Source organism: Pseudomonas sp. GM60, assembly GCF_000282415.1.
Lineage (GTDB): Bacteria > Pseudomonadota > Gammaproteobacteria > Pseudomonadales > Pseudomonadaceae > Aquipseudomonas > Aquipseudomonas migulae.
In genome coordinates this window covers 21,110-46,446 of the sequence record NZ_AKJI01000041.1, presented here as the reverse complement: position 1 = coordinate 46,446, position 25,337 = coordinate 21,110, and the positions used below count along the sequence as shown (strand labels likewise).

Below are 25,337 nucleotides of genomic sequence, written 5' to 3'. Positions count from 1 at the left end.
TCATCGGTTCGTTGTCTGGCGCAGCAGCATGGTGCCACCGCGCTGGGTAAATTCAAGTTTGTTCAGCGCGCTCATACCGAGCAGCACTTGCTTGCCATCCAGGCCTGGCACGACGATGGCGCGCACATCACGCAGCACAATGTCGCCCAGTTGCAGCCGGTCGACACGGGTTCGATAACCCTCGGTGCGACCGTTGGCGGTGCTCAGGGTCACCCCGAAGCCTTGTTCAAGTTTCAGCCGTTCGGCCATTTCTGCCGGGATCGCCACATCGGTCGCCCCGGTATCCAGCATGAAATCCACCGACTGGCCGTTGATCTGGCCGCTGGCGACGAAGTGCCCCTGGGTGTTGCTGGCCAGTTTCACTTCGATAAAACCTTCGCCCTGTTCCGAGCTGACGACGACGTTGGGATTTTGCTGACGCTCCTCCCATTGGCCGAAAAACCGTGTCGCCAGAAATAGCGCTGCGCACCAGGCCAGCACCATGAACACCCGACCGGCGCGTTTGCCTGGTGTTTGCGGCGTCATGGCTTGGCACTCCAGCCACCTTCCGGCGCGGCAAAGCGCCAGACGACCGGGCGATACTCGCCATCAGCACGGGCACCGTCGTTGTTATCAATGCCGACCCAGGCGCCATCGGCGTCGACAATCAACGCTTCCGTCAGGCCATAGCCCTGTGGATAACGACGGTTCTCCTGCAATGCCTCGTCGGCAAACGACCAGCAACGCTCGACCTTGGCCGTCACCGCGTCACGGCGGCAAATCTCAAACGCGTTACGCTCAAGGGTGAACAGTTTGCCGTTGAACAACGACAGATCGGCGAAATCCCGCGACACCGCTCTGGCCTTGGGAAATTTCGCCGGCTGCATTTCCATCCCGGCTTCGCTCAGCAGCACGCAGCCGCCGTCGCAATCCCAGACCGTTTGCTGACGCTTGATCAACAGCAGTCCTCGGCGCTCACGCTCGGCGGCCAACCATAACTGGTCGCCCTCCGGATTGATCGCTAGGCCCTCGAACAATGCATTGAAGTGCAACAACATACCGCTGGCCCGTGCCTCGCGAACCAGCATCGGCGAAATCTTCAGCCAGGACGTCGGCCCAACGGGCGGCACTTGCAGAATCGCCGCATGGGACTCGCTGACGATGTAGCGATTGCCGGCGCTGTCGCAGGTGATGCCTTCAAAATCCAGGTCCCCGCCGCGCGCGAAGGACGCCACCCAGGTCCGCGAACGCAAACCCCAGGGTAAATCGCTGTCCGGCACTGGCGGTACACCGATGCGCACGGTTTCAGCCTGCCAGACCGTGTCGCCGGTTTCGAGTCGGTAGATCTGATCGTCGTCGCGATCGGAAACGGCCCACAGATTCTTGCCACACTGGGCCAGCCCCGACAGGTTGCCGCCGCGCATGCCCTCCACGGGATGCTCGGACAACAGGCGCAACTCCGGAGCCGGCTCGGCAAACGCCGAAGCCGAGGTCAGAAGTAACGCACACGCCAGGGCAAAGCCAACCCGCATCAGCCAAGAACCTCGGCCAGGTTGCCTTTGGATTCCAGCCAGGATTTACGATCACCGGCGCGTTTCTTCGCCAGCAACATGTCCATCATTTCCGAGGTCGCTTCGAAATCTTCCAGGGTCAGTTGCACCAGACGCCGGGTGTTCGGGTCCATGGTGGTTTCCCGCAGTTGCGGCGGGTTCATTTCACCCAGACCTTTGAATCGGGTGACCTGTGGTTTGCCGCGCTTCTTCTCGGCCACCAGACGGTCGAGAATGCCGTCACGCTCAGCTTCGTCGAGGGCGTAGTAAATTTCTTTGCCCAAATCGATTCGGTACAGCGGCGGCATCGCGACGTAGACGTGACCGGCATCCACCAACGGGCGGAAATGCTGGACGAACAGCGCGCACAGCAACGTGGCGATGTGCAGACCGTCGGAGTCGGCGTCGGCGAGGATGCAGATCTTGCCGTAACGCAGCTGGCTCATGTCTGCCGCGCCTGGATCGACACCGATGGCCACGGCAATGTTGTGCACTTCCTGGCTGGCCAGCACTTCGCTGCCGTCGACTTCCCAGGTGTTCAGGATCTTGCCGCGCAACGGCAGGATCGCTTGAAACTCTTTGTCCCGCGCTTGCTTGGCAGAACCGCCGGCGGAGTCACCTTCCACCAGAAACAGCTCGGAACGCATCGGGTCCTGCCCGGCGCAGTCGGCGAGCTTGCCTGGCAGTGCCGGGCCTTGGGTGATGCGCTTGCGCTCGACCTTCTTGCTGGCCTTCAGACGACGGCCGGCGTTGTTGATCGCCAGCTCCGCCAGGAGCATGCCGGTTTCCGGGTGAGCGTTGAGCCAAAGGCTGAACGCGTCCTTGACCACGCCGGACACGAACGCCGCCGCTTCGCGGGACGACAGACGCTCTTTGGTCTGGCCGGAGAATTGCGGCTCCTGCATTTTCATCGACAGGACGAAGGCGATGCGTTCCCAGACGTCTTCTGGCGCCAGCTTCACGCCGCGTGGCAGCAGGCTGCGGAATTCGCAGAACTCGCGCATGGCATCGAGCAAGCCCTGACGCAAACCGTTGACGTGCGTACCGCCCTGGGCCGTCGGGATCAGGTTGACGTAGCTTTCCTGCACGCTGTCACCACCTTCCGGCAACCACAGCAGCGCCCAGTCGACCGCTTCTTTGTTACCGGCCAGGCTGCCGCAGAACGGCTCGTCCGGCAGGCGTTCGAATTCGCTGACCGCGTCCACCAGGTAGGAGCGCAGGCCGTCTTCGTAATGCCATTCGACTTTCTCGCCGGTGGCCTTGTCTTCAAAACTGACCAGCAGCCCCGGGCACAGAACGGCCTTGGCCTTGAGCACGTGCTTGAGGCGGCTGATGGAGAATTTTGGTGAGTCAAAGTACTTCGGGTCTGGCGCGAAGAACACGCTGGTGCCGGTGTTGCGCTTGCCAACGGTGCCGACCACTTCCAGCTCGGTCTTCTTGTAACCGTCGGCGAAGGTCATCTGGTATTCGTTGCCGTCGCGCTTCACGCGCACCCGGACTTCGGTCGACAAGGCGTTGACCACCGAAATACCCACCCCGTGCAAACCGCCGGAGAACTGGTAGTTCTTGTTGGAAAACTTGCCACCCGCATGAAGTTTGGTGAGGATCAGTTCGACGCCCGACACACCTTCTTCCGGGTGAATGTCCACCGGCATGCCACGGCCGTCATCGCTGACTTCCAGGGAGTGATCGGCGTGCAGGATGACCTGCACCGACGTCGCATGCCCGGCCAAGGCTTCGTCGACGCTGTTGTCGATGACTTCCTGGGCGAGGTGGTTCGGCCGACTGGTGTCGGTGTACATGCCGGGGCGTTTGCGCACCGGGTCGAGGCCCGAGAGGACTTCGATGGCGTCTGCGTTATAAGAGCTAGCGCTGGGAGTGGCCATGGGGTCTCGTCGTCAAATGTTCTATTAAATAGAGGCGATGACTCACAGTGCAGTGAAATCAATCGCCTGATACAAATCTGCGCCGATGCCGGCAAAACTCAGCATTGCCGGCAATTGCCTGGCAAAACCCTGGAAACTATGGTCGCCACCGGCCTGAATGCGCAAGGCACAGGCCCGGTAATACTGCTGGGCGAGGCGATAATCCAGCGTTTCGTCGCCCGTCTGCAACCACACCTGATACCGCTGCGGGTCCTGGGGCGCCGGCACTTCCAGTTCGGCCAGGGCCGTCACATGGTCGTGGGTCAATTCCCAGGCCTCATCGGTATACAGGTTTTTCTGCGTCCCCAGATACCCGTCGAACATCCGGTGCGGACTGACGGCGGGGTTGATCAACAGGGCTTTCAAGCCATGGCGCTCGGCCAGGTGAGTCGCATAGTAGCCGCCGAGTGAGCTGCCGACCAGCAGTGGCCGCCCAAGCTCCAGTATCGCCTGCTCAAGCTGACCGATGGCCTCGCGCGGATGGTGATGCAGGGCCGGAACGCGCAGGTGATCGCTCAAACCCAGACGCTCCATCACTTCGATCAACTGAGTGGCCTTTTTTGACGAAGGCGCACTGTTGAAACCGTGGATATAAAGGATCGAACCGGACATTTGAACTCCCTGTGCGTCGGGTAAAGAAGGCGGAGTTTACAGGGTGTCGGGGGAATCGGGGATATCCGTGGAATTCACGTCGTCTGAGCGGACGCCATCGCAGATATTCAGTAGCCGTTGGAACCGTAATCGACCTGAAAGTCGAACCCGGTCACGCGCTCTACGCCGGTTTCGAGCCGACCATCGGGCAACAGCCGCAACCACCGATACCCTGGCGCCTGCTCGCCAACCTTGAAATCCTCACTGCCCGGTTCGAACTGAATGCAGGTCGAGGGCGAGGCAATCAGGCGCACGTCGTTACGCACTTGATCGATTTCCTGATGCACATGCCCCCAAAGCACCGCACGTACTTGCGGGAACCGGTCCAGCACGGCAAACAACGCCTCGGGATTGCGCAACCCGATCGGCTCCATCCACGCACACCCGATCGACACCGGATGATGGTGGAAGCACACCAGATGATGGCGCTCCGGCGCCTCGCTCAGCGAGCGCGCCAGCAACTGCAATTGTTCATCCTGCAAATACCCCGGCACTGACCCCGGCACCGCCGAGTCGAGCAACGTGACGCGCCAGTTGCCGACATCCACCACCGGCTCCAGCAGCGCGCTGTGCACGGCGGCTTCGGCCATGATCTGCGGTTCGTCGTGATTGCCGGGAATCCAGCGCGCCGGCGCATCGAGTTGCCGGGTCAGATCGCGAAACTGCTGATACGACTCCAGCGTCCCGTCCTGGGAAAGATCGCCGCTGGCAATGATCAGATCGATCTGCGGCTGTTGCTGCCTGACCAGCTCGATGACCTTTTGCAGGCTGTCGCGTGTATTCATGCCCAGCAACGTGCCGTCCGCTTCGGCAAACAGATGGCTGTCGGACAGTTGCACCAGCAACGCCGAATCGGCGGGGGTCAAAGTGGATACGCTCGGCAAGGCGTTCTCCCAGGGCTAAACACGGGATAAGTGGAATGCCGCGATTATGCTGGGGGACGAACGAAAGAGGAAATCCGAGAAGCTGACGCAGTTCACACTCAGCGCACAACGGCGTATTCGTGCCCACACGCCAGGCAATGACTCAGCCATTCACCCAGGAACATGTTCAGCTGCGCCTTTTCGTCCGGCTGGTGCATCGAGGCGTTCGGGTAAGGATAGATCCCGCGAAAGCGTCGCGCATGTTCGGCGCTGACCACTTCGGCCATGCAGGCGTCGTGATAGACCTGCACTTCCAGTTGTGGCACCGGCAGCCACGGCAGGCTGTGTTCCTGGCGCACTTGCAGGGTCGTGGTGTATGGACAGACCTGCAGCACTTCAAGGGCCAGCACGCCGAGCATCTGCTCGCCGTGGGTCACGGCAATGCGCCGCGCCGCCGGTTCGTTGCGCATGTCCGGCAGCAGTCGCATCAGGCGCGCGTAGTTGGCCTCGCAAGAGGCTTGCAGCCCCACGAGGTCCACCCGGTAGCGATCGCGCAACTTGTTTACGACCATAACCCCCTCACTTCAGCGCGGTTCAAAGCTAACCATTGCAAGGCAATGATGCTGGCCGCGTTGGCAATTCGTCCGTCGCGTACGGCTTGCAGGGCATCTTCGAACGCCCAGACCGTGACGCGGATATCTTCTGCTTCTTCCTCCAGCCCATGCAGGCCGCCGACCCCGGTTGTCTCGCAACGCCCCAGGAACAAATGCACGAATTCATTGCTGCCACCCGGCGATGGAAAATACTTGGTCATCGGCCAGAGCGCCCCGAATACAAGCCCAGCTTCCTCCTGCGCTTCGCGGTGAGCAACTTCTTCCGGCACTTCATCCTTGTCGATCAGACCAGCGACCAGTTCAATCAGCCAGGGATTGTCAGTCTTGCCCATGGCGCCGACGCGAAACTGCTCGATCAACACCACTTCATCGCGCTGCGGATCGTAGGGCAACACGCAGACCGCATCGTGGCGAACAAACACTTCACGATTGATTTCGCGGCTCATGCCACCGGCGAACAACTCGTGGCGCAAGTGCACGCGATCGAGCTTGTAAAAGCCCTCGTAGCACTTTTCGCGCCGAACGATATCAACGGCGGTCGGAATGGCGTTGGCAAAATCAGTCATGACAATCCTCGTTTACTGCTAGTCCGATCCGAGGCTCCTTTTGGTTACTTGCAACCTCGACTTCGCGCCATCCTAACGCGCCCGCGCCGTTTGATGCAGCCCCTTTCCAGTCAGCGGGATAGACGGTGAGGGCGAAACCAACTCTAATTAGCTTAGTGGCGAACTGACTGCTTCGTTGAGAGTCGAAGCGGATAACTTTTTGCCTTTCCCTGTTTTACGAAGGACGCCCATGTCGCTTTTTAAAATCGCCTCCGTGGCCGCAATCGCCCTGACCCTGGGCGCTTGCCAAAGCCTGTTCCAGCCCAACTACCGGGCGCCGCTGGAGACTACCCGCGATGCATCCGAACAGCTGAAACCGGGTTGCACGACACCTGAATGCCCACTGGTGAACATCGATACGCTGCGCTTCCCCGCCGAGCCGCAGTTGGACGGCATTGTCGAAAAACGTCTGCTGCAAATGACCCGCACCTCGCCCGACGCCCCGGTGGCACCGACGCTGGCGGCCTATCGCGATGAGTTTTTGCGTACCGCCGGCCCGCGCTACAGCAGCTACTTGCAAGCCAAGGTACGTGAGCAGCATGACGGCTTGGTGATCGTCGAATTTTCCAGCTACCTGGACACCGGCGGTGCACATGGCACGCCGGGCCGCAGCTTCATCAACTATTCGCGCCAGCAGCATAAAGTGCTGACCTTGTCCGACATGTTGGTGCCAGGTCAGGAAGAGGCATTCTGGAAAGCGGCGCAGGTTGCGCACAACAGCTGGTTGATCAGCACCAAGCTCGATCAGGAGCCGGAGTTCGTGAAGAGCTGGCCGTTCCAGAAAACCCAGAACATAGCGCTGACCTACGGCGGGGTGATCCTCAAGTACGACGTGAGCACCATCGCGCCTTACGCGCTGGGCCACGTCGAACTGAAGATCCCCTACCCTCGCCTGAACGGCATCATCAAGCCCGAGCTGTTTCCCGGCCGTAACTGAAGGCCCGACCCAGCACGAGTTGCAGCAGCCCTGCCAGAATCAACGACGGCAGGGTTGCGCCGATGTCCGGATACAGATTGGCCAGCAAGTGATAGGTGCTGACCCCGCCCAGCCAGGCGAGCAGCGCCGGCCAGCGCAATGCGGCTGACGCCACTTGAGCACTGCGTTTACGCAGGATGAAGTGATCCACCAGCACCACGCCGAACAGCGGCGCAAACACCGAACCGATCAACAGCAGGAAGTTCTGGTACTGGGCCAATGGCGCCAGCAAGGCGATCAGGGTGCAGACCACACCGATGGCCAACGCCAGGTGTTCGACTTTCAAGCGCAGCAAAATCCCGCTGGAAACGGCCGCCGAGTGAATGTCGGCAAACGCGTTTTCCGACTCATCCAGCAGAATCAACAGCAGCGGAATCCCCAGGCCGGCACCGGCCAGCGCCAACAGCAAGGCATTCACTTCACCGCTCGGCGCGAACGCCAGGGTGTAAGCCACGCCCAGGCTCATCAGCCAGAAATTACCGATAAAGAAGCCAATCGCCGTCCCGCCGAACACGTTTTTCGCACGCTTGCCGAAACGCGAGTAGTCAGCGATCAGCGGCAGCCACGACAGCGGCATCGCGATGGCAATGTCGAAGCCCACGGCGAACGGCATCGAACCGTCACCGGCCTGCGCCCACAACGCCGCCAGATCGGCTTTGGCGAACAGGTTCCAGGTCAGCCAGATGCACGCGGCCAGCAGCAGCCAGATGCCCCATTTGCGCAGGATCTGGCGCACGAAGGTCAACGGACCGCTGACGGCCAGCAAGGTCGCCAAGGCACCGAAGAACAACGTCCAGAGCAGCGGACTGGAGAACAGACTGCCTTCGCTGAACGCACGCGCGCCGAGCAGACTGGCAGCATCGCGCATGACGATGATTTCGAAGGAGCCCCAACCGATCAGTTGCAGCAGGTTCAGCACCGCTGGCAGGCTCGCGCCTTTTGCACCGAGGCTGAGTTTGAGCGCGGCCATCGACGACAGGCCGGTGTCACTGCCAATCACGCCGACAGCGGCCAGCAGCAGAACGCCAACCAGCGTGCCGAGGAAGATCGCCAGCAGCGAACCGGACAGGCCAAGACCTGGCGCGAGCAATGCGCCGGTCTGCAAGACCATCAGGCCGATGCCGAGGGAGAACCACAGGGAAAACAGATCACGGCCGCCGAAGACACGTTTGTCGGTCGGCACCGCGATGTCGGGTGAATAAGTGCTGGGTTGAATGCTCAAGGGTGTTATCTCAGAGGAACATTTGTTGTTGTGTTGAACTGCACCTGTAGGAGCGAGGCTTGCCCGCGAAGGCGGTGTGTCAGGTAAAACGCCTTCGCGGGCAAGCCTCGCTCCTACAGGGTATGCGCCAGTCAGGAAGCACTGACGCTGCGGATCAGATCAAACCTTCTTGTACAGCTGACTGCCTTCCTGCTTGAACCGCTCTGCCTGTTCCGCCAATCCCCGGGCGACTTCGGCGTCGACGGTCTCGATGCGCTGGTTGGCCGCGTATTCGCGGACTTCCTGGGTGATTTTCATCGAGCAGAATTTCGGCCCGCACATCGAACAGAAATGCGCGACCTTGGCCGAATCCTTCGGCAACGTCTCATCGTGATACGAACGTGCGGTGTCCGGATCGAGGCCCAGGTTGAACTGGTCTTCCCAACGGAATTCGAATCGCGCCTTGCTCAAGGCATTGTCGCGAATCTGCGCGCCCGGGTGTCCCTTCGCCAGATCGGCGGCATGCGCGGCGATCTTGTAAGTGATGATCCCGGTCTTCACGTCATCCTTGTTCGGCAGGCCCAAGTGTTCCTTCGGCGTCACGTAGCAGAGCATTGCGCAACCGAACCAGCCGATCATCGCCGCACCGATACCCGAGGTGATGTGGTCGTAGCCTGGTGCGATGTCGGTGGTCAGTGGGCCGAGGGTGTAGAACGGCGCCTCGTCGCAGCACTCGAGCTGCTTGTCCATGTTCTCTTTGATCAACTGCATCGGCACGTGGCCCGGGCCTTCGATCATGGTTTGCACGTCGTGCTTCCACGCAATCTTGGTCAGCTCGCCGAGGGTTTCCAGCTCACCGAACTGCGCGGCGTCGTTGGCGTCGGCAATCGAGCCCGGACGCAGGCCGTCGCCCAGCGAGAAGCTGACGTCGTAGGCCTTCATGATCTCGCAGATCTCTTCGAAATGCGTGTAAGCGAAGTTTTCTTTGTGGTGCGCCAGGCACCACTTGGCCATGATCGAACCGCCACGGGAAACGATGCCGGTCACACGCTTGGCGGTCAGCGGCACGTAGCGCAGCAGCACGCCGGCGTGAATGGTGAAGTAATCGACGCCCTGTTCGGCCTGTTCGATCAGCGTGTCGCGGAACAGCTCCCAGGTCAGGTCTTCGGCAGCGCCGCCGACTTTTTCCAGCGCCTGATAAATCGGCACGGTGCCGATCGGCACTGGCGAGTTGCGGATGATCCACTCGCGGGTTTCATGAATGTGCTTGCCGGTGGACAAGTCCATGATGTTGTCCGCGCCCCAGCGAATGCCCCAGGTCAGTTTCGCCACTTCTTCTTCGATGGACGAACCCAGTGCGCTGTTGCCGATGTTGCCGTTGATCTTCACCAGGAAGTTACGGCCGATGATCATCGGTTCCAGTTCGGTGTGGTTGATGTTGGCCGGGATGATCGCGCGACCGCGAGCGATCTCTTCACGAACGAATTCGGGGGTGATGATTTTCGGCACGCTGGCGCCGAAGCTGTGGCCGGCGTGTTGCTGATCCAGCAGGCCAGCGGCACGGGCGACTTCAAGCTTCATGTTTTCGCGGATGGCGACGAATTCCATCTCGGGCGTGATGATGCCCTGACGCGCGTAGTGCATTTGCGTGACGTTGCCACCGGCCTTGGCGCGGCGCGGGTTGTTCACGTGAGCGAATCGCAGCTTGGTCAGCTCCGGATCGGCGAGGCGCTCCTTGCCGAAGTTCGAGCTGAGGCCGGGCAGACGCTCGGTGTCGCCACGGGCTTCGATCCACGGCGAGCGGATGTCGGCCAGGCCTTTGCGCACGTCGATGATCACGTTGGGGTCGGTGTACGGACCCGAAGTGTCGTACACGACAACCGGCGCGTTGATCTCACCGCCGAAGTCGGTCGGGGTCACATCGAGGCTGATTTCGCGCATCGGCACGAGGATGTCCGGGCGGGAGCCCTGAACGTAGATTTTTTGCGAGCGGGTAAACGGTTGAACCGATTGTTGATCGACTTGGGCCGAGTCACTCAGGTTCGTTATGTTTTTTGGTTTTATCGTCATCACGGGCTCTCCGAACACATCCAGGCAGTGGATTTTTGTCGGAGCGAACCTGTAATCGAATGGACGCACGGGCGCTGGGAAAACCAGCAGTGCTGTGCTCAGTGCTCGAGGGGTGTTCGATTGTCGAACAACATCCCGGACGAAGCACAAGAGGACTCGCCGGGTGACGAGAAATCTTGTTCCCTACGCAGGCGCTAACCTGATCAGGTTCAACGGGATCCGAAATTATTCGATCTCAGCCTCATAGCAAGGCACCCCGACAAGAACCCGGCCAGTCTAGACACAACTGACAAAGAACGCCAACACCGCAGTAAACACCATGATGAATGGCGCAATCAGACGATTGTTGCCGCACGTATGCGCAACTACACTCGCAACGGCCATGCCGCGCATTGACGCTGGGTGGTCAGCGCCTTACCTTTGGCGCTCAAATTATCAGCGTAATTTTTAGGGATGGCCTCATGCTGCGCAAACTCTCACTGGCCCTTGCCGTGTCTTGTGCTTCCAATGGAATGGCCTGGGCAGCAGAAGCGCCCTTATCGACCAAGACCGATCTGGTCAGCGTCTACCAGGAAGCGGTGGACAACAACGCCGACCTGGCCGCCGCCCGCGCCCAATACGGCGCGCAGAAAGAAGTCGTGCCCCAGGCGCGCGCCGGCTTGCTGCCGAATATTTCCGGCGGCGCCCAGTTGGCCAACGTGCGCACCGATATCGATCAACCGTCGTCCGTTGCCAACCGTAGCGCCAATTCCTATCAGGCAACATTGGCTCAGCCTTTGTTTCGTGCCGATCGCTGGTTCCAGTACCAGGCCGCCAAGGACGTCAATGAACAAGCCGCCCTGCAACTCTCGGCGACCGAGCAGAACCTGATCCTGCAAACCGCCGAGGACTACTTCAACGTGCTGCGCAGCCAGGACAACCTGGCCTCGACCAAGGCTGAGGAAGCGGCGTTCAAGCGTCAGCTCGACCAGTCCAACGAACGCTTCGATGTCGGCCTGTCGGACAAGACCGACGTGCTGCAATCGCAAGCCAGTTACGACACCGCACGGGCCAACCGGATCGTTGCGCAGCGTCAGGTGGATGATGCGTTTGAAGCGTTGATCACCCTGACCAACCGTCAATACAACTCGATTCAGGGCATCGTCCACACCTTGCCGATCCTGCCGCCGGCGCCGAACGACGCCAAGGCCTGGGTCGACACCGCCGCCAAACAGAACCTGAATCTGCTGGCCAGCAACTACGCGGTCAGCGCCGCCGAAGAAACCCTGAAGCAGCGCAAGGCCGGCCACGCACCGACGGTGGATGCGGTGGCCAAGTATGAGAAAGGCGACAACGATGCCTTGGGCTTCAGCAACCCGAACGGCTTCGGCCAGCCGTATGGTGGCCCCGTCGAGCAACGTACGCTGGCGCTGCAATTGAACATCCCGATCTACAGCGGCGGGCTGACCAGTTCGCAGGTTCGCGAGTCGTACTCGCGACTGGATCAGACCGAACAACAGCGTGAAGGCCTGCGTCGGCAAGTGGTGGAAAACACCCGCAACCTGCACCGCGCGGTGAACACCGATGTCGAGCAGGTGCAGGCGCGCAAGCAGTCGATCATCTCCAACCAGAGTGCGGTGGAAGCGACCGAAATCGGTTATCAGGTGGGCACGCGCAACATCGTCGATGTACTCGACGCGCAGCGTCAGCTGTACACCTCGGTGCGCAATTACAACAACACCCGCTACGACTACATCCTCGACAACCTGCGCCTGAAGCAAGCCGCCGGCACGCTGAACCCGGGGGATTTGCAGGACCTCAAACGCTATCTCAAGGCTGACTACAACCCGGACAAGGACTTCCTGCCACCGGACCTGGCCAAGGCTGCGGCTGAGCAGTTAAAGGCAAAACCGGGGCAGTAATGGGCGGGTGATGGCGGTTCTGAAGACGCCTTCGCCAGCAAGCTGGCTCCTACAGAATCGGGGATGACGGTGATTTTGAGGGGTGCGCAAAACCTGTAGGAGCCGGCTTGCCGGCGATGGCGATTCCGAAAACGCCATCGCGAGCAAGCTGGCTCCTACAGTATCGGGGGGTGACGGAGTTTCTGGGTTCACGCAAAACCCATAGGAGCCAGGCTTGCCGGCGAAGGCGATTTCAAGGAAGCCTTCGCCGGCAAGCCTGGCTCCTACAAGTCAGCGATTGATCAATCGATCCAACCCATCCAGCAACCGCTGCAACGCGCCCTGATTGGTGCGCATCACTTTCAGCCCCGCGTCTGCCATTCGCTGCGCATCGCGCGGCAATTCGAACAACCGCTGCACCGCCAGCGCCAGCCCCTCGGCATCTTCCACTTCCTGCAACGCCCCGGCGCTGCGCAACTGCGCGGCGATTTCGAGGAAGTTGAACAGGTGCGGCCCACTGAGCACCGGTTTCGCCAGCGCGGCGGGTTCCAGCAAGTTATGGCCACCGTTCGGCACCAGACTGCCGCCGACAAAAGCGCTGTCGGCCAGGGCATACAAAAACAGCAACTCGCCCATGGTGTCGCCGAGCAACACCGACGTATCGGCGGTGACCGGTTCGCCGGAGGAACGACGCACCGTGGCGAAGCCCTGTTGTTTGCAAAGCTCGAACACCGAATTGAAACGCTCCGGATGACGCGGCACCAGAATCAGCAACGCATCAGGATGACTGTCGAGCAGTTGACGATGCGCCGCCAGCACCACTTCGTCTTCACCGTCGTGAGTGCTGGCGGCGATCCACACTGGACGCTCCTGCGCCCGCCATTGCCCACGCAATTCGGCGGCACGCTGGAGCAGTTGCGGGTCGATGGTCAGGTCGAACTTGATCGAACCGGTCACTTCAACCGTTTCTGCCCGGGCGCCCAAATCGCGGAAGCGCTGGGCCTCGGCTTCGGTCTGCACGGCGAACAGGCTCATTTCGGCGAGCATCGGCTGAGTCAATTTACCGAAGCGGCCATAGCCTTTGGCGGAACGCTCGGACAGTCGTGCGTTGGCCAGCGCCACAGGAATCCCGCGTTTGGCGCATTGGTGAATGTGGTTGGGCCAGAGTTCGGTTTCCATGATCACCGCCAGTGTTGGCCGGACCCGATCAAGAAACCGCGCCGCCGCGCATGGCAAGTCGTAAGGCAAATAGCAGTGCTGGATGCGTGGCTCGTTGGCGAACAAGGCGTGGATGCGTTCGGAGCCCGTCGGCGTCATGCAGGTCACGGTGATCGGCAGTGCTGGATAACGCAGCAGCAATGCGCGAATCATCGGCGCTGCAGCAATGCTTTCGCCCACGGACACCGCGTGCACCCAGATGCCGCCAGGCTTCATCGCCGGCAGCCCGAGCGAGAACCGCTCGCCGATGCGTTTGGCATACGCCGGTGCCTTGCGCGAGCGCAGCCACAGCCGAATCGCTACCAGTGGCAGCCCCAGATAAAACAGCGCGGTGTAGAGAATTCTATTCATGGCGGCGGAGTTTATCGGTTTTTTCGCCGATCGCCTGCAAGTGCACGGCAAAACGTTCCGCCAACCAACGGGCTGCCGGGCCGAGCGGCTCATCACGGCGCCAGACCAGCTCCACCACCAGCGCCGGCGGCGTCCATTCGCTGGCCAGTTCGACCATCAGCCCCTGATACGCCGGATACTGCACGACGTGCCGAGGCAACCAGGCCCAGCCGAGGCCACGCACCAGCCATTCGGCCATCACGTAGAAACTGTCGGCCCGCCAGACCTGCGGGCTGGCCGGCTCGCTGCCGGGATACACACTGGACTGGGTCGACATCAGCAACTGCCGATGCTGCGCCAGTTGCTGACAATCGACCGGAGCCTGCGTTGCCAATGGATGCCCGACGCCGCACACCGTGACCATTTCGACGCTGCCCAGCACTCGCCGTTCGAGCGCCTCGGGAATCTGATCGTGGTAAAACAACAGACCGAGATCGGCCCGGCGCTCCACCAGCTTGCGCGCCACATCGCCCTGGGCAGCGCTGGTCAATTGCACTTCAAGGCTGGGAAACTGTTTCGCCAGGGCTTCGAAACTTTCAATGATCGGCTGATACGGCATCGCCTCATCCTGAGCCACGCGCAGGCGAGCTTCCTGCCCACGCGTCATTGCCAGCGCCCGACCATTCAGGCGCTCGCATTGACGCAGCACTTCCCGCGCCTCATCCAGTAACGCATTGCCGGCCTCAGTGAGTTTCGGCTGCCGGCCGCTGCTGCGGTCGAACAGGCTCACACCCAGGTCTTCTTCCAACAGCGCTATCGAACTGCTGACCGCCGACTGCGCCTTGCGTTGGTCCCGCGCCACAGCGGAAAACGATCGCTGTTCGGCAACGCTGACGAACAAACGCAGCTGCTCCAGATTCCATTGAATGTTCATGGATAACCCATCTCCCATACAGATAGGTAATGACTTTACCCCATCTGAGCAACCTCTAAAATGCCGACCTCATAAAGCAACACTTCACACGAGGATGCACCCATGACCGCTTACTACTACCTGGCCATCGCCATCTGCGCCGAAGTGATCGCCACTGTTTCGATGAAAGCGGTCAAAGGCTTCAGCACACCGCTGCCGCTGATTCTGGTGATCGTCGGTTATGGCATTGCCTTCTGGATGCTGACGCTGGTGGTGCGCAGCGTGCCGGTGGGTGTGGCGTACGCGGTGTGGGCCGGCATGGGGATCGTGATGGTCAGCGTCGCGGCGCTGTTTATCTACGGGCAGAAGCTCGATGTGCCGGCGATGCTCGGGATGGCGCTCATCGTGCTTGGCGTTGTGGTTATCCAGCTCTTCTCCAAAACCGCCGGGCACTAAAACCTGAAACACAATCCATTGTAGGAGCGAGCCTGCTCGCGATTGCGGTATGTCAGTCAACATCACTGCTGAATGTACCGCCCTCATCGCGAGCAGGCTCACTCCCACAGGATTTGTGTCTGGCTATGGATTGATTGCCAGCAAAACCTCCATTCTTCGAGTCTGTATACTGCGCCCTCGTCTTGAACACTGAGGTCGCTGCATGCCATCCGTTATTTCCACCGACGTTTTGATTGTCGGCGCTGGTGTCGCCGGCCTCTGGCTGAACGCGCGCCTGCGCCGCCAGGGTTTTTCGACCGTGCTGGTGGAAAGCGCCACCCTCGGTGGCGGGCAGAGCCTGAAGTCCCAAGGCATCATCCACGGCGGCGCCAAATACGCGCTGCATGGCGCCCTGACTGGCGCCTCGGAAGCCATCGCCGACATGCCGCGCCGCTGGCGTGAAGCCCTGGCCGGTGACGGCGAACTGGATTTGTCCGGTGTGCGCCTGTTGTCCGAAGCCCATTACCTCTGGTCCCCCGGCACGATCGCCGGCAACCTCACCAGCTTCTTCGCCAGCAAAGCCGTGCGCGGCCGCGTCGATCAGGTCAAGGGCGACCAATTGCCACCCGCCCTGCAAGACAAGCGCTTCAAGGGCAAGGTCTATCGCCTGGCAGAACTGGTGATCGACGTGCCAAGCCTGATTCAGCGCCTCGCCGACCTGGCCGGTGACGGCTTGCTCGCCGGGAAGACGATCGAGCCGTTGCTGGACGCTGGCGTTCTGGTCGGCCTGAAGGTCGACGAGCGTGAAATCCGCGCCCAACGCATCATCTTGAGCGCCGGTGCCGGGACGGCAGCGCTACTCGAAGCACTGGGGCTGACCAAGCCCGCCATGCAACGTCGACCGCTGCACATGATCATCGCCAAAGGCCCCGGCCTCAAACCGCTGTACGCCCATTGCCTGGGTGGCGGCACCAAGCCGCGCATCACCGTGACTACCCATCCGGCCGCCGATGGCCAATGGGTCTGGTACCTGGGTGGCGATATCGCCGAGGCCGAAGGGGTTGCCCGCGAACCCGCCGAGCAAATTGCCACCGCGCAAAAAGAACTCGGCCAGTTGCTGCCATGGATCGACTTGAGCACCGCGCAATGGGCGACCTTGCGCGTGGACCGCGCCGAGCCGCTGCAATCGGGCCTGACGCGACCGGACAACGCCTTCCTTACCGAAGAAGGCCGTTTGCTGGTCGGCTGGCCGACCAAACTGGCGCTGGCGCCGGACTTTGCCGACCGTGTCATCAGCTCATTGCAACGTGACGGCATCCAGCCAAGCCATCCCGCGCCGCTGCCCGAGTTGCCGAAGCCACCGATGGGTGTCCCGGCCTGGGAGCAACTGCTGCCATGAGCCAACCGACCCTGCATGACTTGCATCGCCCGCTGGGCAGCACCGGCCTGATGGTTTCGCCCCTGGGTTTGGGTACCGTCAAACTCGGTCGCGATCAAGGCGTGAAATACCCCAACGGCTTCCAGATCCCCGACGATGACGAAGCGCGCATGCTGCTCAAACTCACGCGCGACCTGGGCATCAACTTGATCGACACCGCCCCGGCCTATGGTCGCAGTGAAGAACGACTCGGCCCGTTGTTGCGCGGTCAACGCCAGGACTGGGTGATCGTCAGCAAGGTCGGCGAAGAATTTGCCGACGGCCAGTCCCGCCACGATTTCAGCGCCGCGCATACCCGGCTCTCGGTGGAACGCAGCCTGCAACGCCTGGAAACCGATTTTATCGATCTGGTGCTGGTGCACTCCGACGGCAACGACCTGGCGATCCTCAACGACAGCGAAGTCTACGCGACCCTCGCCGCGCTCAAGGCCGAAGGCAAGATTCGTGGCTATGGTTTCTCCGGCAAAACCGTCGAAGGCGGTTTGAAGGCTCTGGAACAAGGTGATTGCGCCATGGTCACCTACAATCTGAACGAACGGAACGAGAAGCCGGTCATTGACTATGCTGCTGATCACGGCAAAGCCATCCTGGTCAAAAAAGCCCTCGCCAGCGGTCACGTCTGCCTGAGTCCAGGCGTGGATCCGGTGCGCGCCAGTTTCGAGTTGTTGTTTGAACATCCGGGTGTGGCCAGTGCTATTGTCGGGACCATCAATCCGCTGCACCTCGCCCACAACGTCGCGACCGTTGCCCAGGTCCTACGTAGCAACTGATGCCGCCCCACGCGGCCTTAAGCAGGAGCCGACATGCCGCGTACGCTCATTAGAAAGAACCCGAGCAACTTCAAGACCCTGCCGTTATTCGTCGAAGCGACTCCTGAAGGCCTGAGTTATCAAAGCGTCGGGATGCCGCTGAATTTTTCCCAGACGTTGCAACGTCGCCGCCCGGTGACGGTGGCTGACAGCGAACGGTTCGCCGTGGAGCTGGCCAATCTCGGGGTTTCGGTGCGCCTGACCCTGCATTGGCAGAACCGCGATTACTGGGTGTTGGTACGTCAGCGTCGGCAAGACCGTGGCGACGTGGTGCTCAAGCTGATCTCCGGTTACGTGCCGGCCCACGAACTGAACCTGCCGCTGCACACCGCCATCCAGGAGATTGCCGAAGAGTGCCTGCTGGAAACGCCGGAAGGCTGGCTCGGCGGGCGTTTCAACGACACCTGGCTGCCGGCGCCCTACTCCGCCGCGCTGCACTATCGCGAGGCGTTGCCGTTTCGGCTGACGCCGCTATCCGGCTCGGCGCGGCCGGTGCGCTGCGCCAACCTGCAGTTGATCGAACGCCCGCGCGCCTACGTGCATCTGCCGACGGCGTCGCTGCAATTGATCTATGACTTGCGCCTGGACGTGCCCAAGGAAGCCAAATCCCTGAGCCTGTTTCATGTCGACGAACGACTGGAGGGCGATCAACTGGTGGCCCGCCTCGACCGCAAGCGTCCCGACTTGTACCTGATGCCGTTGCAGGACGGCCAGCCGATGGCCGAGTTGTATACCCTGAAAAAGGATCAGCTTTACCCGGCGAGCACACGCGGATTGTATCTGGCAGAGAGCTTTGCCCAGCAGCAAGGCTGGCTGGTGCGCGATGAGCGGATTCGCTGGAAGGATTGGGTGCGCCAGCAAGGCTTGAACCCGCCGGGGAAGGATTCCGGTTTGGCGCGGTTGCGCGGGAAGGCGAAGCAATTGCTGAAAAAGATCGTACCGCGCAAGAAGGTTAGTTCTTAAACCCCAGCAGGTGTACACCTGCCCCTGTAGGAGCTGCGATGCGGCGGCCCGACTTGCCAGCGATGGGCTAAAGGACGCCGCGTTTATTCAGGAAACACGCGTCATCGTTAACGACCATCGCTGGCAAGCCAGCTCCTACAGGGTTTGGTGTCACTCGGATTTGCGGATTTTTTCGACTATCGCGGTCGTGGAACTGTTTTCCACCAGCCCCAGCACTTTTACCGTTCCGCCATACGCCGTCACGATGTCCGCACCGACGACCTGGTCGATCCCGTAGTCCCCACCCTTGACCAGCACGTCCGGCTTGACCTCGCGCAGCAGGTTTTCCGGGGTGCCTTCAGGGAAGCTGATCACCCAATCCACCGCACCAAGACCAGCCAGTACCGCCATGCGACGGTCGACGCTGTTGATCGGACGACCCGGCCCTTTCAGGCGGCTGACCGAAGCATCGTCGTTGACCGCAACGATCAGACGATCGCCTTGAGCGCGCGCCTGTTCGAGATACGTCACGTGGCCGGCGTGCAGGATGTCGAAGCAGCCATTGGTGAAGACAATCTTCTCTTTATGCGCACGCGCATCGTCGACCGCCAGCAACAACTGCTCAAGGCCCAGCACACCGCGCTCGGAACCTTCTTCACGCTGGATGGCGCGACGCAGTTCCGGGGCACTGATGGCCGCCGTACCGAGCTTGCCGACAACGATGCCTGCCGCCAGGTTGGCCAGGGCCACGGCGTGAGGCAATTCCTCGCCCGCGGCAATCGCCGCCGCCAGGGTGGAAATGACCGTGTCACCGGCACCGGTCACGTCGAACACTTCACGTGCACGAGCCGGCAGGTGCAACGCCGGATGATCCGGGCGCAACAGGGTCATGCCGTGTTCGCCGCGAGTCACCAGCAACGCGCCGAGGTCGAGGTCGTGCATCAGCTGCGCGCCCTTGCTCACGAGTTCATGCTCATCGGCGCAACCGCCGACGATGGTCTCGAACTCGCTGAGGTTCGGAGTGATCAGGCTCGCACCCCGGTAGATCGAGAAATCCTTGCCCTTGGGATCGGCCAGCACCGGAATGCCACGGGCACGGGCGGCCTGGATCAGCACTTGATGATTTCTCAACGCGCCTTTGCCGTAGTCGGACAGCACCAGCACCTTGATGCCTTCGAGCAGTTCATCGACTTGCTCGCCGAGCGCCAACGCGTCGGTGGCGAAGGGTTCTTCAAAGTCGATACGCAGCAGTTGCTGGTGACGGCTCATGACCCGCAGCTTGACGATGGTCGGCTGGTGCGCGATGCGCTGGAACAACGCCCGAACGCCAGCGCCCTTGAGGCTGTTGGCCAGGCTGTCGGCGGCTTCATCGTCGCCGGTCACGCCGACCAGCGAGGCTGGCGCGCCGAGGGCGGCAATGTTCAGGGCAACGTTCGCGGCACCGCCCGGGCGGTCCTCGATTTGCTCGACTTTGACGACGGGTACCGGCGCCTCAGGGGAAATCCGTGAGGTACCACCATGCCAGTAACGGTCGAGCATGACATCGCCGACCACCAAGACAGGGGCTTGATCGAATCGCGGCATGGACAACTTCATGGAGCAACCCACATACAGAATGAACAGGGGCGGGATATTAACACAGGGTTGGCGTGGGCTTGTGTGGCGGCTGCAACGGGATGATTTTGCAGAGTTTATTGCTCATTTATTGAGCAATAAACCCGATAACCGCTGGCAAGCGTCTGCCATCTCCAGCGTTTGCGTGTCGATTTCACACTCGGCACACAACGGTGCCTCGTAGGGACTGTCGATCCCCGTGAAATCCTTGATCCGTCCTTGCCGGGCCGCCCGGTACAAGCCTTTGGGGTCGCGCTGCGCGCACACCGCGAACGAGGTGCTCACATACACCTCGATAAAATCGCCCTCGGCGAACAGCCGCCGCGCCGCATCACGCTCGGCCCGAAACGGCGAAATCGCCGCAACAATCACGATCAGGCCGGCATCGACCATCAGGCGGGCCACTTCGGCCATGCGCCGGATATTTTCCCGACGACACTCAGCCCCCATCCCCAGGTCACGACACAGACCGGCGCGCAGATTGTCACCATCGAGCACAAAGGTATGCCGCCCGAGCTCGTTGAGTTGCAGCTCAAGGGCATTGGCCAGCGTTGACTTGCCCGCGCCGGACAACCCCGTCAGCCAGAGGCAGCGCGGCCGCTGCGATTTGATCGCGGCACGGTCGTTGATCGACAGCGACAACGCATAAGGCCTGATCCCGGGGACTGACATCGACAGCGCCTCATTCATAACCGAGCATCTCGTAATCGCGCTGGTACACCCGCCGTACCAGCCGACGGGTGCGTACCGAGCAAAAGTCACGGGCAGGCGCCGTGCGCCGCTGCTGCGAGCTGTTGATGTGCGGCAGCGGCACCGCGTCGCCTACCTGCTCGCACACGCGCTGAAAGTCACGCTCCAGATGCTCCTGATAGCCAATGAAATCCAGCGCCAGATGCCCGAAGGAATCGGTGAGAAAATCCGTTTGCGCAGCAAAATGCAGCTGCCGGTGGATCGTTTCCGGGTGCAGCCAGCGAGCGACGAAATCGTCGAAATCGCGGTAGTGGCTGACCAGCTTTTGCGCAGGTTGATCGCGCAGGCTCAGCTCGTTGCCCCGCAGAAAAGCGTAGGCCGAGTACGCCCTTTCCAGCGGATCGCGAACAAAAGCAAACTTGAAACTGTCGGCAAACTGCTCGGGAAATTGCTGTTCGTACCAGTACAAGGGCAAGTGCCCCGGGCTCCAGCCATCGAACAGCGCCGCACAGACACTGCTCCCGGCGCATTTGGGGACGTGAATGAACAGACAGGAACGCTGTGTGAAAGGCTGGGGGTAGGACAGGTTGGCCGACATCGACCGATTGACCACCTGACGGTCCACGACCGACAGACGCCCCAGCAAGAATTGCCGTTGCGCCTTGGGCAACAGCTTCCAGAGATAACGTTGCAACATTGCAGCACCCGCGCGAAGGGGATGGCCCCCTCGATTGAAGTCAAAGTTCGTTCAGGAACCTTAACAAGCGCGTTGCCGAGATTTATTCAGGTTTGGTCAAGAAAGGTAAAGGTCTGGATACAATTCACCGGACGCATTGCACGTCGGTTAGCGCGAGGGTGAGCCAGGCTCACCCTCGCGTCGGGTCAGGCGATGTTTTCTGCCGGTGCATCGAGCCCCATCGCATGCAGGCGCGAGTAGTAGCCGTTTTGCGCCAGAAGCTGGGCATGGGTGCCGCGCTCGACAATTTCCCCATGGTCCATGACCAGGATCATGTCGGCCTTCTCGATGGTCGACAAGCGGTGAGCGATCACCAGCGTAGTGCGACCTTTCATGACCTGATCCAGCGCCGCCTGAATGTGTCGCTCGGATTCGGTATCGAGCGCCGAAGTCGCCTCGTCGAGAATCAGCAACGGTGCGTTCTTCAACAAGGCCCGGGCAATCGCCAGACGCTGACGCTGACCACCGGACAGCAACACGCCGTTTTCGCCGACCTGAGTGTCCAGGCCTTGCGGCATTTGCGAGATGAAGTCCATCGCATAAGCGTCCGTGGCGGCCTTTTCGATGTCTTCACGCGGCGCACCGGCAAGGTCGCCGTAGGCAATGTTGTTGGCAATGGAGTCGTTGAACAGGGTCACATGCTGCGTCACTTGCGCCACATGCCGACGCAGATTACGCAGACGGTAATCTTCGATTTCTACGTCATCAAGCAGGATCTCGCCGGTTTCATGGTGATAGAAACGCGGAATCAGACTGGCCAGGGTCGACTTGCCGCTGCCGGAGCGCCCCACCAGCGCAATCATTTGCCCCGGCGCCGCGCTGAAGCTGATGTTCTTCAGCACTTCACGGTCGGTACCCGGGTAAGTGAAGCTCAGGTTACGCACTTCAAGGTGACCGCTGACGCGATCGCGCTCGACGGTGCCGTTGTCGATCTCAGGCTCGACGTCCAGTTGCTCGAAAATGCTTTCGGCACCGGCAACGCCTTTCTGGATGGTCGAACTGACTTCCGACAGCTGGCGAATCGGTTTCGGCAACAGGCCGGCTGCGGTGATGTAGGCCACCAGGTCACCTGCGGTGGCGTCGCCGCGCAGGAACAACACGAGGAACATCAGCACCGCCATAGCGGTGTAGATCACCAACTGCAGCATCGGCGTGTAGACCGCGCCGGTCTTGGTCATGCGCAATTGCTTGTCGGTGTTGCCCTGACTGGCTTCGGCAAAGCGCCGCTCTTCATAGCTTTCGCCGCCGAAGCTGCGCACCACGCGATAGCCCTGAATGGTTTCGGAGGCCACGTGCGTCACGTCGCCCATCGCCACCTGGATCTTCTTGCTTTGCTTGCGGAATTTCTTGCTGGCGCTGCTGACCATGATCGCGATGACAGGCAGGATCGCCACCATCACCAGAGTCAATTGCCAGTTCATCCACAACAGGTAGCCAAACAGGAACACCACGGTCAGGCCTTCGCGAATGACCACTTTGATGGCATCCGTGGCAGCACCGGTGACCATGGTCACGTTGAAGGTGATGCGCGAAATCAGGTGCCCGGAGTTATGGGTGTCGAAATAACGGTTGGGCAACACCAGCAATTTGTTGAACAGCTCGACGCGCAGATCGTGAACCAGCCCGAGGGAGACCTTGGCCAGGTAATAGTTGCCCAGGAACGACCCCAGGCCTTGCCATGCCGCGATCAGGATGATCAGCAGCGGCACGGCCATCAGCAACTGCAAGTCTTGCAGGTAGGGAACATTCGGGAAGAGCACCGCTTCCGGGTTGCTCAAGCCGTCGACGAAGTATTTGAGAATCCCGGCCAGCATCGGCTGTGTCGAGGCAAAAATCACGAAGCCAATGATACTGATGGCAAACAGGCCCCAGTACGGGCGCACATACGACAGCAGGCGCAGGTAAATCTTCAAGCTCGACGGCGCAGGCGAATCAGGGCTAGTCATGAGAACCCGTTGTATGAGAAAAGAGCCCGCGAGTGTAACACAGGCCATTTTAGTCGCTGAGCTGCGGTAATATGGCCGGCTATCCATGCCTCACGGCGTCGACCCCGGAGTATTGATGCAAGCGCTTGACCACACCCGATACCTCGCCCTGCGCGAGGGTGCACAAGTCCTTGAAGCGGATGGTTCGGGAGACAAGGTGCTGCGGTTGACGGACGGCTCGATCCTCAAGCTGTTCCGCCGCAAGCGTCTGTTGTCGTCGGCCGCTTGGTATCCGTACGCCAAACGTTTTGCCGACAATTGCGATGCATTGCGTGAACGGCACATTCCCTGCCCGTCGATTCGTCAGGTCTACCGCATCGCGAGTATCGCGCGCGACGCCGTGCACTACGATCCGTTACCGGGTCAGACCCTGCGTCAGTTGCTGGACGACGAAGGCGACGCTGATCCGCTGCGCGGCCAGTTGGGGGCGTTCATGGCGACCCTGCATGAGCGCGGGATCTATTTCCGCTCGGCGCACCTGGGCAACATCGTGCTGACGCCCGAGCATCAATTGGGTTTGATCGACATTGCCGATATGCGGGTCTATCGCCGTCCGCTGCGCAAGACCCTGCGGCTGCGCAACTTCAAGCATATGGTGCGTTACCCGCAGGATCGCCAGTGGTTGCTCGACGATCGCGGTGAGGTGTTCATGCAGAATTATGGCCAGACCCAAAGCGTTTGCTCTGCGGAAGAACTGAGCATCGCCCTGCAAAAATGATCTGGACGCCTTCGCCTCCGGGGAGGAGGCGAAGGTCAGGCATTACGCCAGAGCCTGGCGCTGCGCTTTCAATGCACGCGAGAGAATCATCGCCGAAGGCAGCAACACCAGTGGCCATAACTCGTCAGGGTTGCCGATCAGCAGGCTGCCATCGAAGTTCAGCATCACCAGCGCACACGCCAGGTACATGCCCCAGGCATCACGCAGTCGCCAGGCCTGCCAAAGCGAAGCCACCATCAGCGCGACAAACAACACCAGCGCCACCGCGCCGCCGTAAAGCCCCATGGCCACGAAAATGTTATGCGGATGCTGGATCGGCATCGTGCCATTGAGCAACTGATCGGTATGGAAACCGACGCCACAGCCCAACGTCCAGCCACAACGTTCCCACTCGCCGACCATGATGTGGAAAATCTCGATACGGTACGAATCACCCCGCGTCCAGAGGCTCAGGTACCAGGGTTCGTTGTGTACCGCCAGGAACAGAAGGCCCAGGATTACCAGGCAGATCGCCAGGGCGCTGCCAACCAGTCGCGGCTTCTGGTAAACGCCATAAAGCACCCAGCAGCCCAACAGAAACACGGCACCCACCAACGCAGTACGCGTCTGCAGGACGAACACCACTGCGAACACCGACAAGACGATGGCAACGGCAGCTTCAATCAGCTTTCGCTCTCTGAGCCAGACCGGCAATGCCAGCGCCAACGAACAGAACAGCCAGATGCTGGCATAAATGACGTTCTGCAAACGTGCCGGCAGCAGCGCAACACGACTGCCGAACGCGAACTCACCGGTCGCCCAGCTATGGAACGCGCAAATGAAAATGTACAGCGTCAAGATCCAGAACTGCGCGCGAACAAACGCAAGACTGCGGAAAAACTGCGGATCGGTGAACGCACCGGCCACCATGACAAACATCAGCACATAAACGATGTGTTTGAAGAACTGTGGCTCACCGGCATTCATCGCAGGCACCAAAAACCACAGAAGCAAAGCCAGCCATCCCCACGCCAGCGATTGCTTGAGCAGGCCCGCGCCTTTCTCCTTGATCAGGAACACCAGGCCCGGCAAGACCATCAGGCCGTAAAACAGATTATTGGTCCACTTCGATGACCAACCCACCACAAAGCTCAAGAGAAACAGGCAGAGCGCCAATCCAAAATACGACGTGAGGGTAATTCTTTCTGGCTTCATG

The 25,337-nt window shown here is 60.7% G+C and carries 23 protein-coding genes and 1 riboswitch; of the genes, 7 read left to right on the top strand and 16 right to left on the bottom strand.

What is annotated here, in order from left to right; genetic code table 11:
• The 7 genes from PMI32_RS18235 to PMI32_RS18265 all read right to left on the bottom strand — a co-directional run bounded on the left by PMI32_RS18235 (nucleotide 1) and on the right by PMI32_RS18265 (nucleotide 6,148).
• A complete protein-coding gene (locus tag PMI32_RS18235; protein WP_008027912.1) occupies nucleotides 1-525 on the bottom strand; it encodes a retropepsin-like aspartic protease family protein in 525 nt (174 codons plus the stop codon).
• Nucleotides 522-1,511, bottom strand: a complete 990-nt coding sequence (locus PMI32_RS18240; RefSeq protein WP_008027910.1) for an esterase-like activity of phytase family protein — start codon at nucleotides 1,509-1,511, stop codon at nucleotides 522-524. The genes PMI32_RS18235 and PMI32_RS18240 overlap by 4 nt, the downstream gene beginning before the upstream one ends.
• Nucleotides 1,511-3,415 carry a DNA topoisomerase IV subunit B gene (gene parE, locus PMI32_RS18245; protein WP_008027908.1) on the bottom strand — a complete coding sequence of 635 codons (1,905 nt, stop codon included), beginning with the start codon at nucleotides 3,413-3,415 and terminating at the stop codon, nucleotides 1,511-1,513. The genes PMI32_RS18240 and parE overlap by 1 nt, the downstream gene beginning before the upstream one ends.
• A 42-nt stretch (nucleotides 3,416-3,457) precedes the next feature.
• Nucleotides 3,458-4,066 carry a YqiA/YcfP family alpha/beta fold hydrolase gene (locus tag PMI32_RS18250; protein WP_008027906.1) on the bottom strand — a complete coding sequence of 203 codons (609 nt, stop codon included), beginning with the start codon at nucleotides 4,064-4,066 and terminating at the stop codon, nucleotides 3,458-3,460.
• A gap of 107 nt (nucleotides 4,067-4,173) precedes the next feature.
• Nucleotides 4,174-4,989 (bottom strand): 3',5'-cyclic-AMP phosphodiesterase, encoded by an 816-nt coding sequence (gene cpdA / locus PMI32_RS18255; RefSeq protein WP_008027904.1) that lies wholly within the window; start codon nucleotides 4,987-4,989, stop codon nucleotides 4,174-4,176.
• A 98-nt stretch (nucleotides 4,990-5,087) separates the two neighbouring features.
• Nucleotides 5,088-5,540, bottom strand: a complete 453-nt coding sequence (locus PMI32_RS18260) for a DUF1249 domain-containing protein (RefSeq protein ID WP_008027902.1) — start codon at nucleotides 5,538-5,540, stop codon at nucleotides 5,088-5,090.
• Nucleotides 5,531-6,148, bottom strand: a complete 618-nt coding sequence (locus PMI32_RS18265) for an NUDIX domain-containing protein (protein WP_008027900.1) — start codon at nucleotides 6,146-6,148, stop codon at nucleotides 5,531-5,533. The genes PMI32_RS18260 and PMI32_RS18265 overlap by 10 nt, the downstream gene beginning before the upstream one ends.
• Nucleotides 6,149-6,377: 229 nt before the next feature.
• On the opposite strand from PMI32_RS18265, the gene PMI32_RS18270 reads away from it, so the two are divergent.
• Nucleotides 6,378-7,124, top strand: a complete 747-nt coding sequence (locus tag PMI32_RS18270) for an RsiV family protein (RefSeq protein ID WP_008027898.1) — start codon at nucleotides 6,378-6,380, stop codon at nucleotides 7,122-7,124.
• Here PMI32_RS18270 and cytX read toward each other — a convergent pair.
• A complete protein-coding gene (cytX, locus tag PMI32_RS18275) occupies nucleotides 7,093-8,385 on the bottom strand; it encodes a putative hydroxymethylpyrimidine transporter CytX (RefSeq protein WP_008027897.1) in 1,293 nt (430 codons plus the stop codon). The two genes, PMI32_RS18270 and cytX, sit on opposite strands and share 32 nt — an antisense overlap.
• Before the next feature lie 159 nt (nucleotides 8,386-8,544).
• Complete coding sequence (thiC, locus tag PMI32_RS18280; RefSeq protein WP_008027894.1) at nucleotides 8,545-10,434, bottom strand: phosphomethylpyrimidine synthase ThiC; 1,890 nt, start codon at nucleotides 10,432-10,434, stop codon at nucleotides 8,545-8,547.
• A gap of 163 nt (nucleotides 10,435-10,597) precedes the next feature.
• Nucleotides 10,598-10,703: riboswitch (TPP riboswitch) on the bottom strand.
• Nucleotides 10,704-10,895: 192 nt separating this feature from the next.
• Between thiC and PMI32_RS18285 the strand changes: the two genes are divergently transcribed.
• On the top strand, nucleotides 10,896-12,335 hold the full coding sequence (locus tag PMI32_RS18285) for a TolC family outer membrane protein (RefSeq protein ID WP_008027893.1): 1,440 nt from the start codon (nucleotides 10,896-10,898) through the stop codon (nucleotides 12,333-12,335).
• A 270-nt stretch (nucleotides 12,336-12,605) separates the two neighbouring features.
• On the opposite strand, the gene waaA is transcribed toward PMI32_RS18285, so the two are convergent.
• A complete protein-coding gene (gene waaA, locus PMI32_RS18290) occupies nucleotides 12,606-13,883 on the bottom strand; it encodes a lipid IV(A) 3-deoxy-D-manno-octulosonic acid transferase (RefSeq protein ID WP_008027891.1) in 1,278 nt (425 codons plus the stop codon).
• Nucleotides 13,876-14,796, bottom strand: coding sequence for a LysR family transcriptional regulator (locus tag PMI32_RS18295; RefSeq protein WP_008027889.1), 921 nt, complete (start codon nucleotides 14,794-14,796; stop codon nucleotides 13,876-13,878). Before PMI32_RS18295 ends, waaA begins: the two co-directional genes overlap by 8 nt.
• Nucleotides 14,797-14,898: 102 nt before the next feature.
• On the opposite strand from PMI32_RS18295, the gene PMI32_RS18300 reads away from it, so the two are divergent.
• The 4 genes from PMI32_RS18300 (at nucleotide 14,899) to PMI32_RS18315 (ending at nucleotide 18,420) form a co-directional block, all read left to right on the top strand.
• Complete coding sequence (locus PMI32_RS18300) at nucleotides 14,899-15,231, top strand: DMT family transporter (protein ID WP_008027887.1); 333 nt, start codon at nucleotides 14,899-14,901, stop codon at nucleotides 15,229-15,231.
• A gap of 202 nt (nucleotides 15,232-15,433) precedes the next feature.
• Entirely contained in the window at nucleotides 15,434-16,609 is a 1,176-nt protein-coding gene (locus PMI32_RS18305) for an NAD(P)/FAD-dependent oxidoreductase (RefSeq protein ID WP_008027885.1), read from the top strand.
• Nucleotides 16,606-17,418 (top strand): aldo/keto reductase, encoded by an 813-nt coding sequence (locus PMI32_RS18310; RefSeq protein ID WP_008027882.1) that lies wholly within the window; start codon nucleotides 16,606-16,608, stop codon nucleotides 17,416-17,418. The genes PMI32_RS18305 and PMI32_RS18310 overlap by 4 nt, the downstream gene beginning before the upstream one ends.
• A gap of 33 nt (nucleotides 17,419-17,451) precedes the next feature.
• Nucleotides 17,452-18,420 (top strand): hypothetical protein, encoded by a 969-nt coding sequence (locus PMI32_RS18315; protein WP_008027881.1) that lies wholly within the window; start codon nucleotides 17,452-17,454, stop codon nucleotides 18,418-18,420.
• Nucleotides 18,421-18,570: 150 nt separating this feature from the next.
• Here PMI32_RS18315 and hldE read toward each other — a convergent pair whose 3' ends face one another.
• The 4 genes from hldE to msbA form a co-directional block, all read right to left on the bottom strand.
• Nucleotides 18,571-19,995, bottom strand: a complete 1,425-nt coding sequence (hldE, locus tag PMI32_RS18320; RefSeq protein WP_008027879.1) for a bifunctional D-glycero-beta-D-manno-heptose-7-phosphate kinase/D-glycero-beta-D-manno-heptose 1-phosphate adenylyltransferase HldE — start codon at nucleotides 19,993-19,995, stop codon at nucleotides 18,571-18,573.
• A 102-nt stretch (nucleotides 19,996-20,097) separates the two neighbouring features.
• The gene (gene cysC, locus PMI32_RS18325; RefSeq protein ID WP_008027877.1) at nucleotides 20,098-20,703 is read right to left on the bottom strand and encodes an adenylyl-sulfate kinase; all 606 of its coding nucleotides are present in this window, start codon (nucleotides 20,701-20,703) and stop codon (nucleotides 20,098-20,100) included.
• A complete protein-coding gene (locus tag PMI32_RS18330) occupies nucleotides 20,696-21,400 on the bottom strand; it encodes a sulfotransferase family 2 domain-containing protein (protein WP_008027875.1) in 705 nt (234 codons plus the stop codon). Before PMI32_RS18330 ends, cysC begins: the two co-directional genes overlap by 8 nt.
• A 185-nt stretch (nucleotides 21,401-21,585) precedes the next feature.
• Complete coding sequence (gene msbA, locus PMI32_RS18335; RefSeq protein ID WP_008027874.1) at nucleotides 21,586-23,385, bottom strand: lipid A export permease/ATP-binding protein MsbA; 1,800 nt, start codon at nucleotides 23,383-23,385, stop codon at nucleotides 21,586-21,588.
• 115 nt (nucleotides 23,386-23,500) lie between these two features.
• Between msbA and PMI32_RS18340 the strand changes: the two genes are divergently transcribed.
• Complete coding sequence (locus tag PMI32_RS18340; protein WP_008027872.1) at nucleotides 23,501-24,142, top strand: BUD32 family EKC/KEOPS complex subunit; 642 nt, start codon at nucleotides 23,501-23,503, stop codon at nucleotides 24,140-24,142.
• A 42-nt stretch (nucleotides 24,143-24,184) separates the two neighbouring features.
• Here PMI32_RS18340 and PMI32_RS18345 read toward each other — a convergent pair whose 3' ends face one another.
• Nucleotides 24,185-25,336 carry an O-antigen ligase family protein gene (locus PMI32_RS18345; protein ID WP_008027869.1) on the bottom strand — a complete coding sequence of 384 codons (1,152 nt, stop codon included), beginning with the start codon at nucleotides 25,334-25,336 and terminating at the stop codon, nucleotides 24,185-24,187.
• Nucleotide 25,337 lies beyond the last annotated feature (1 nt).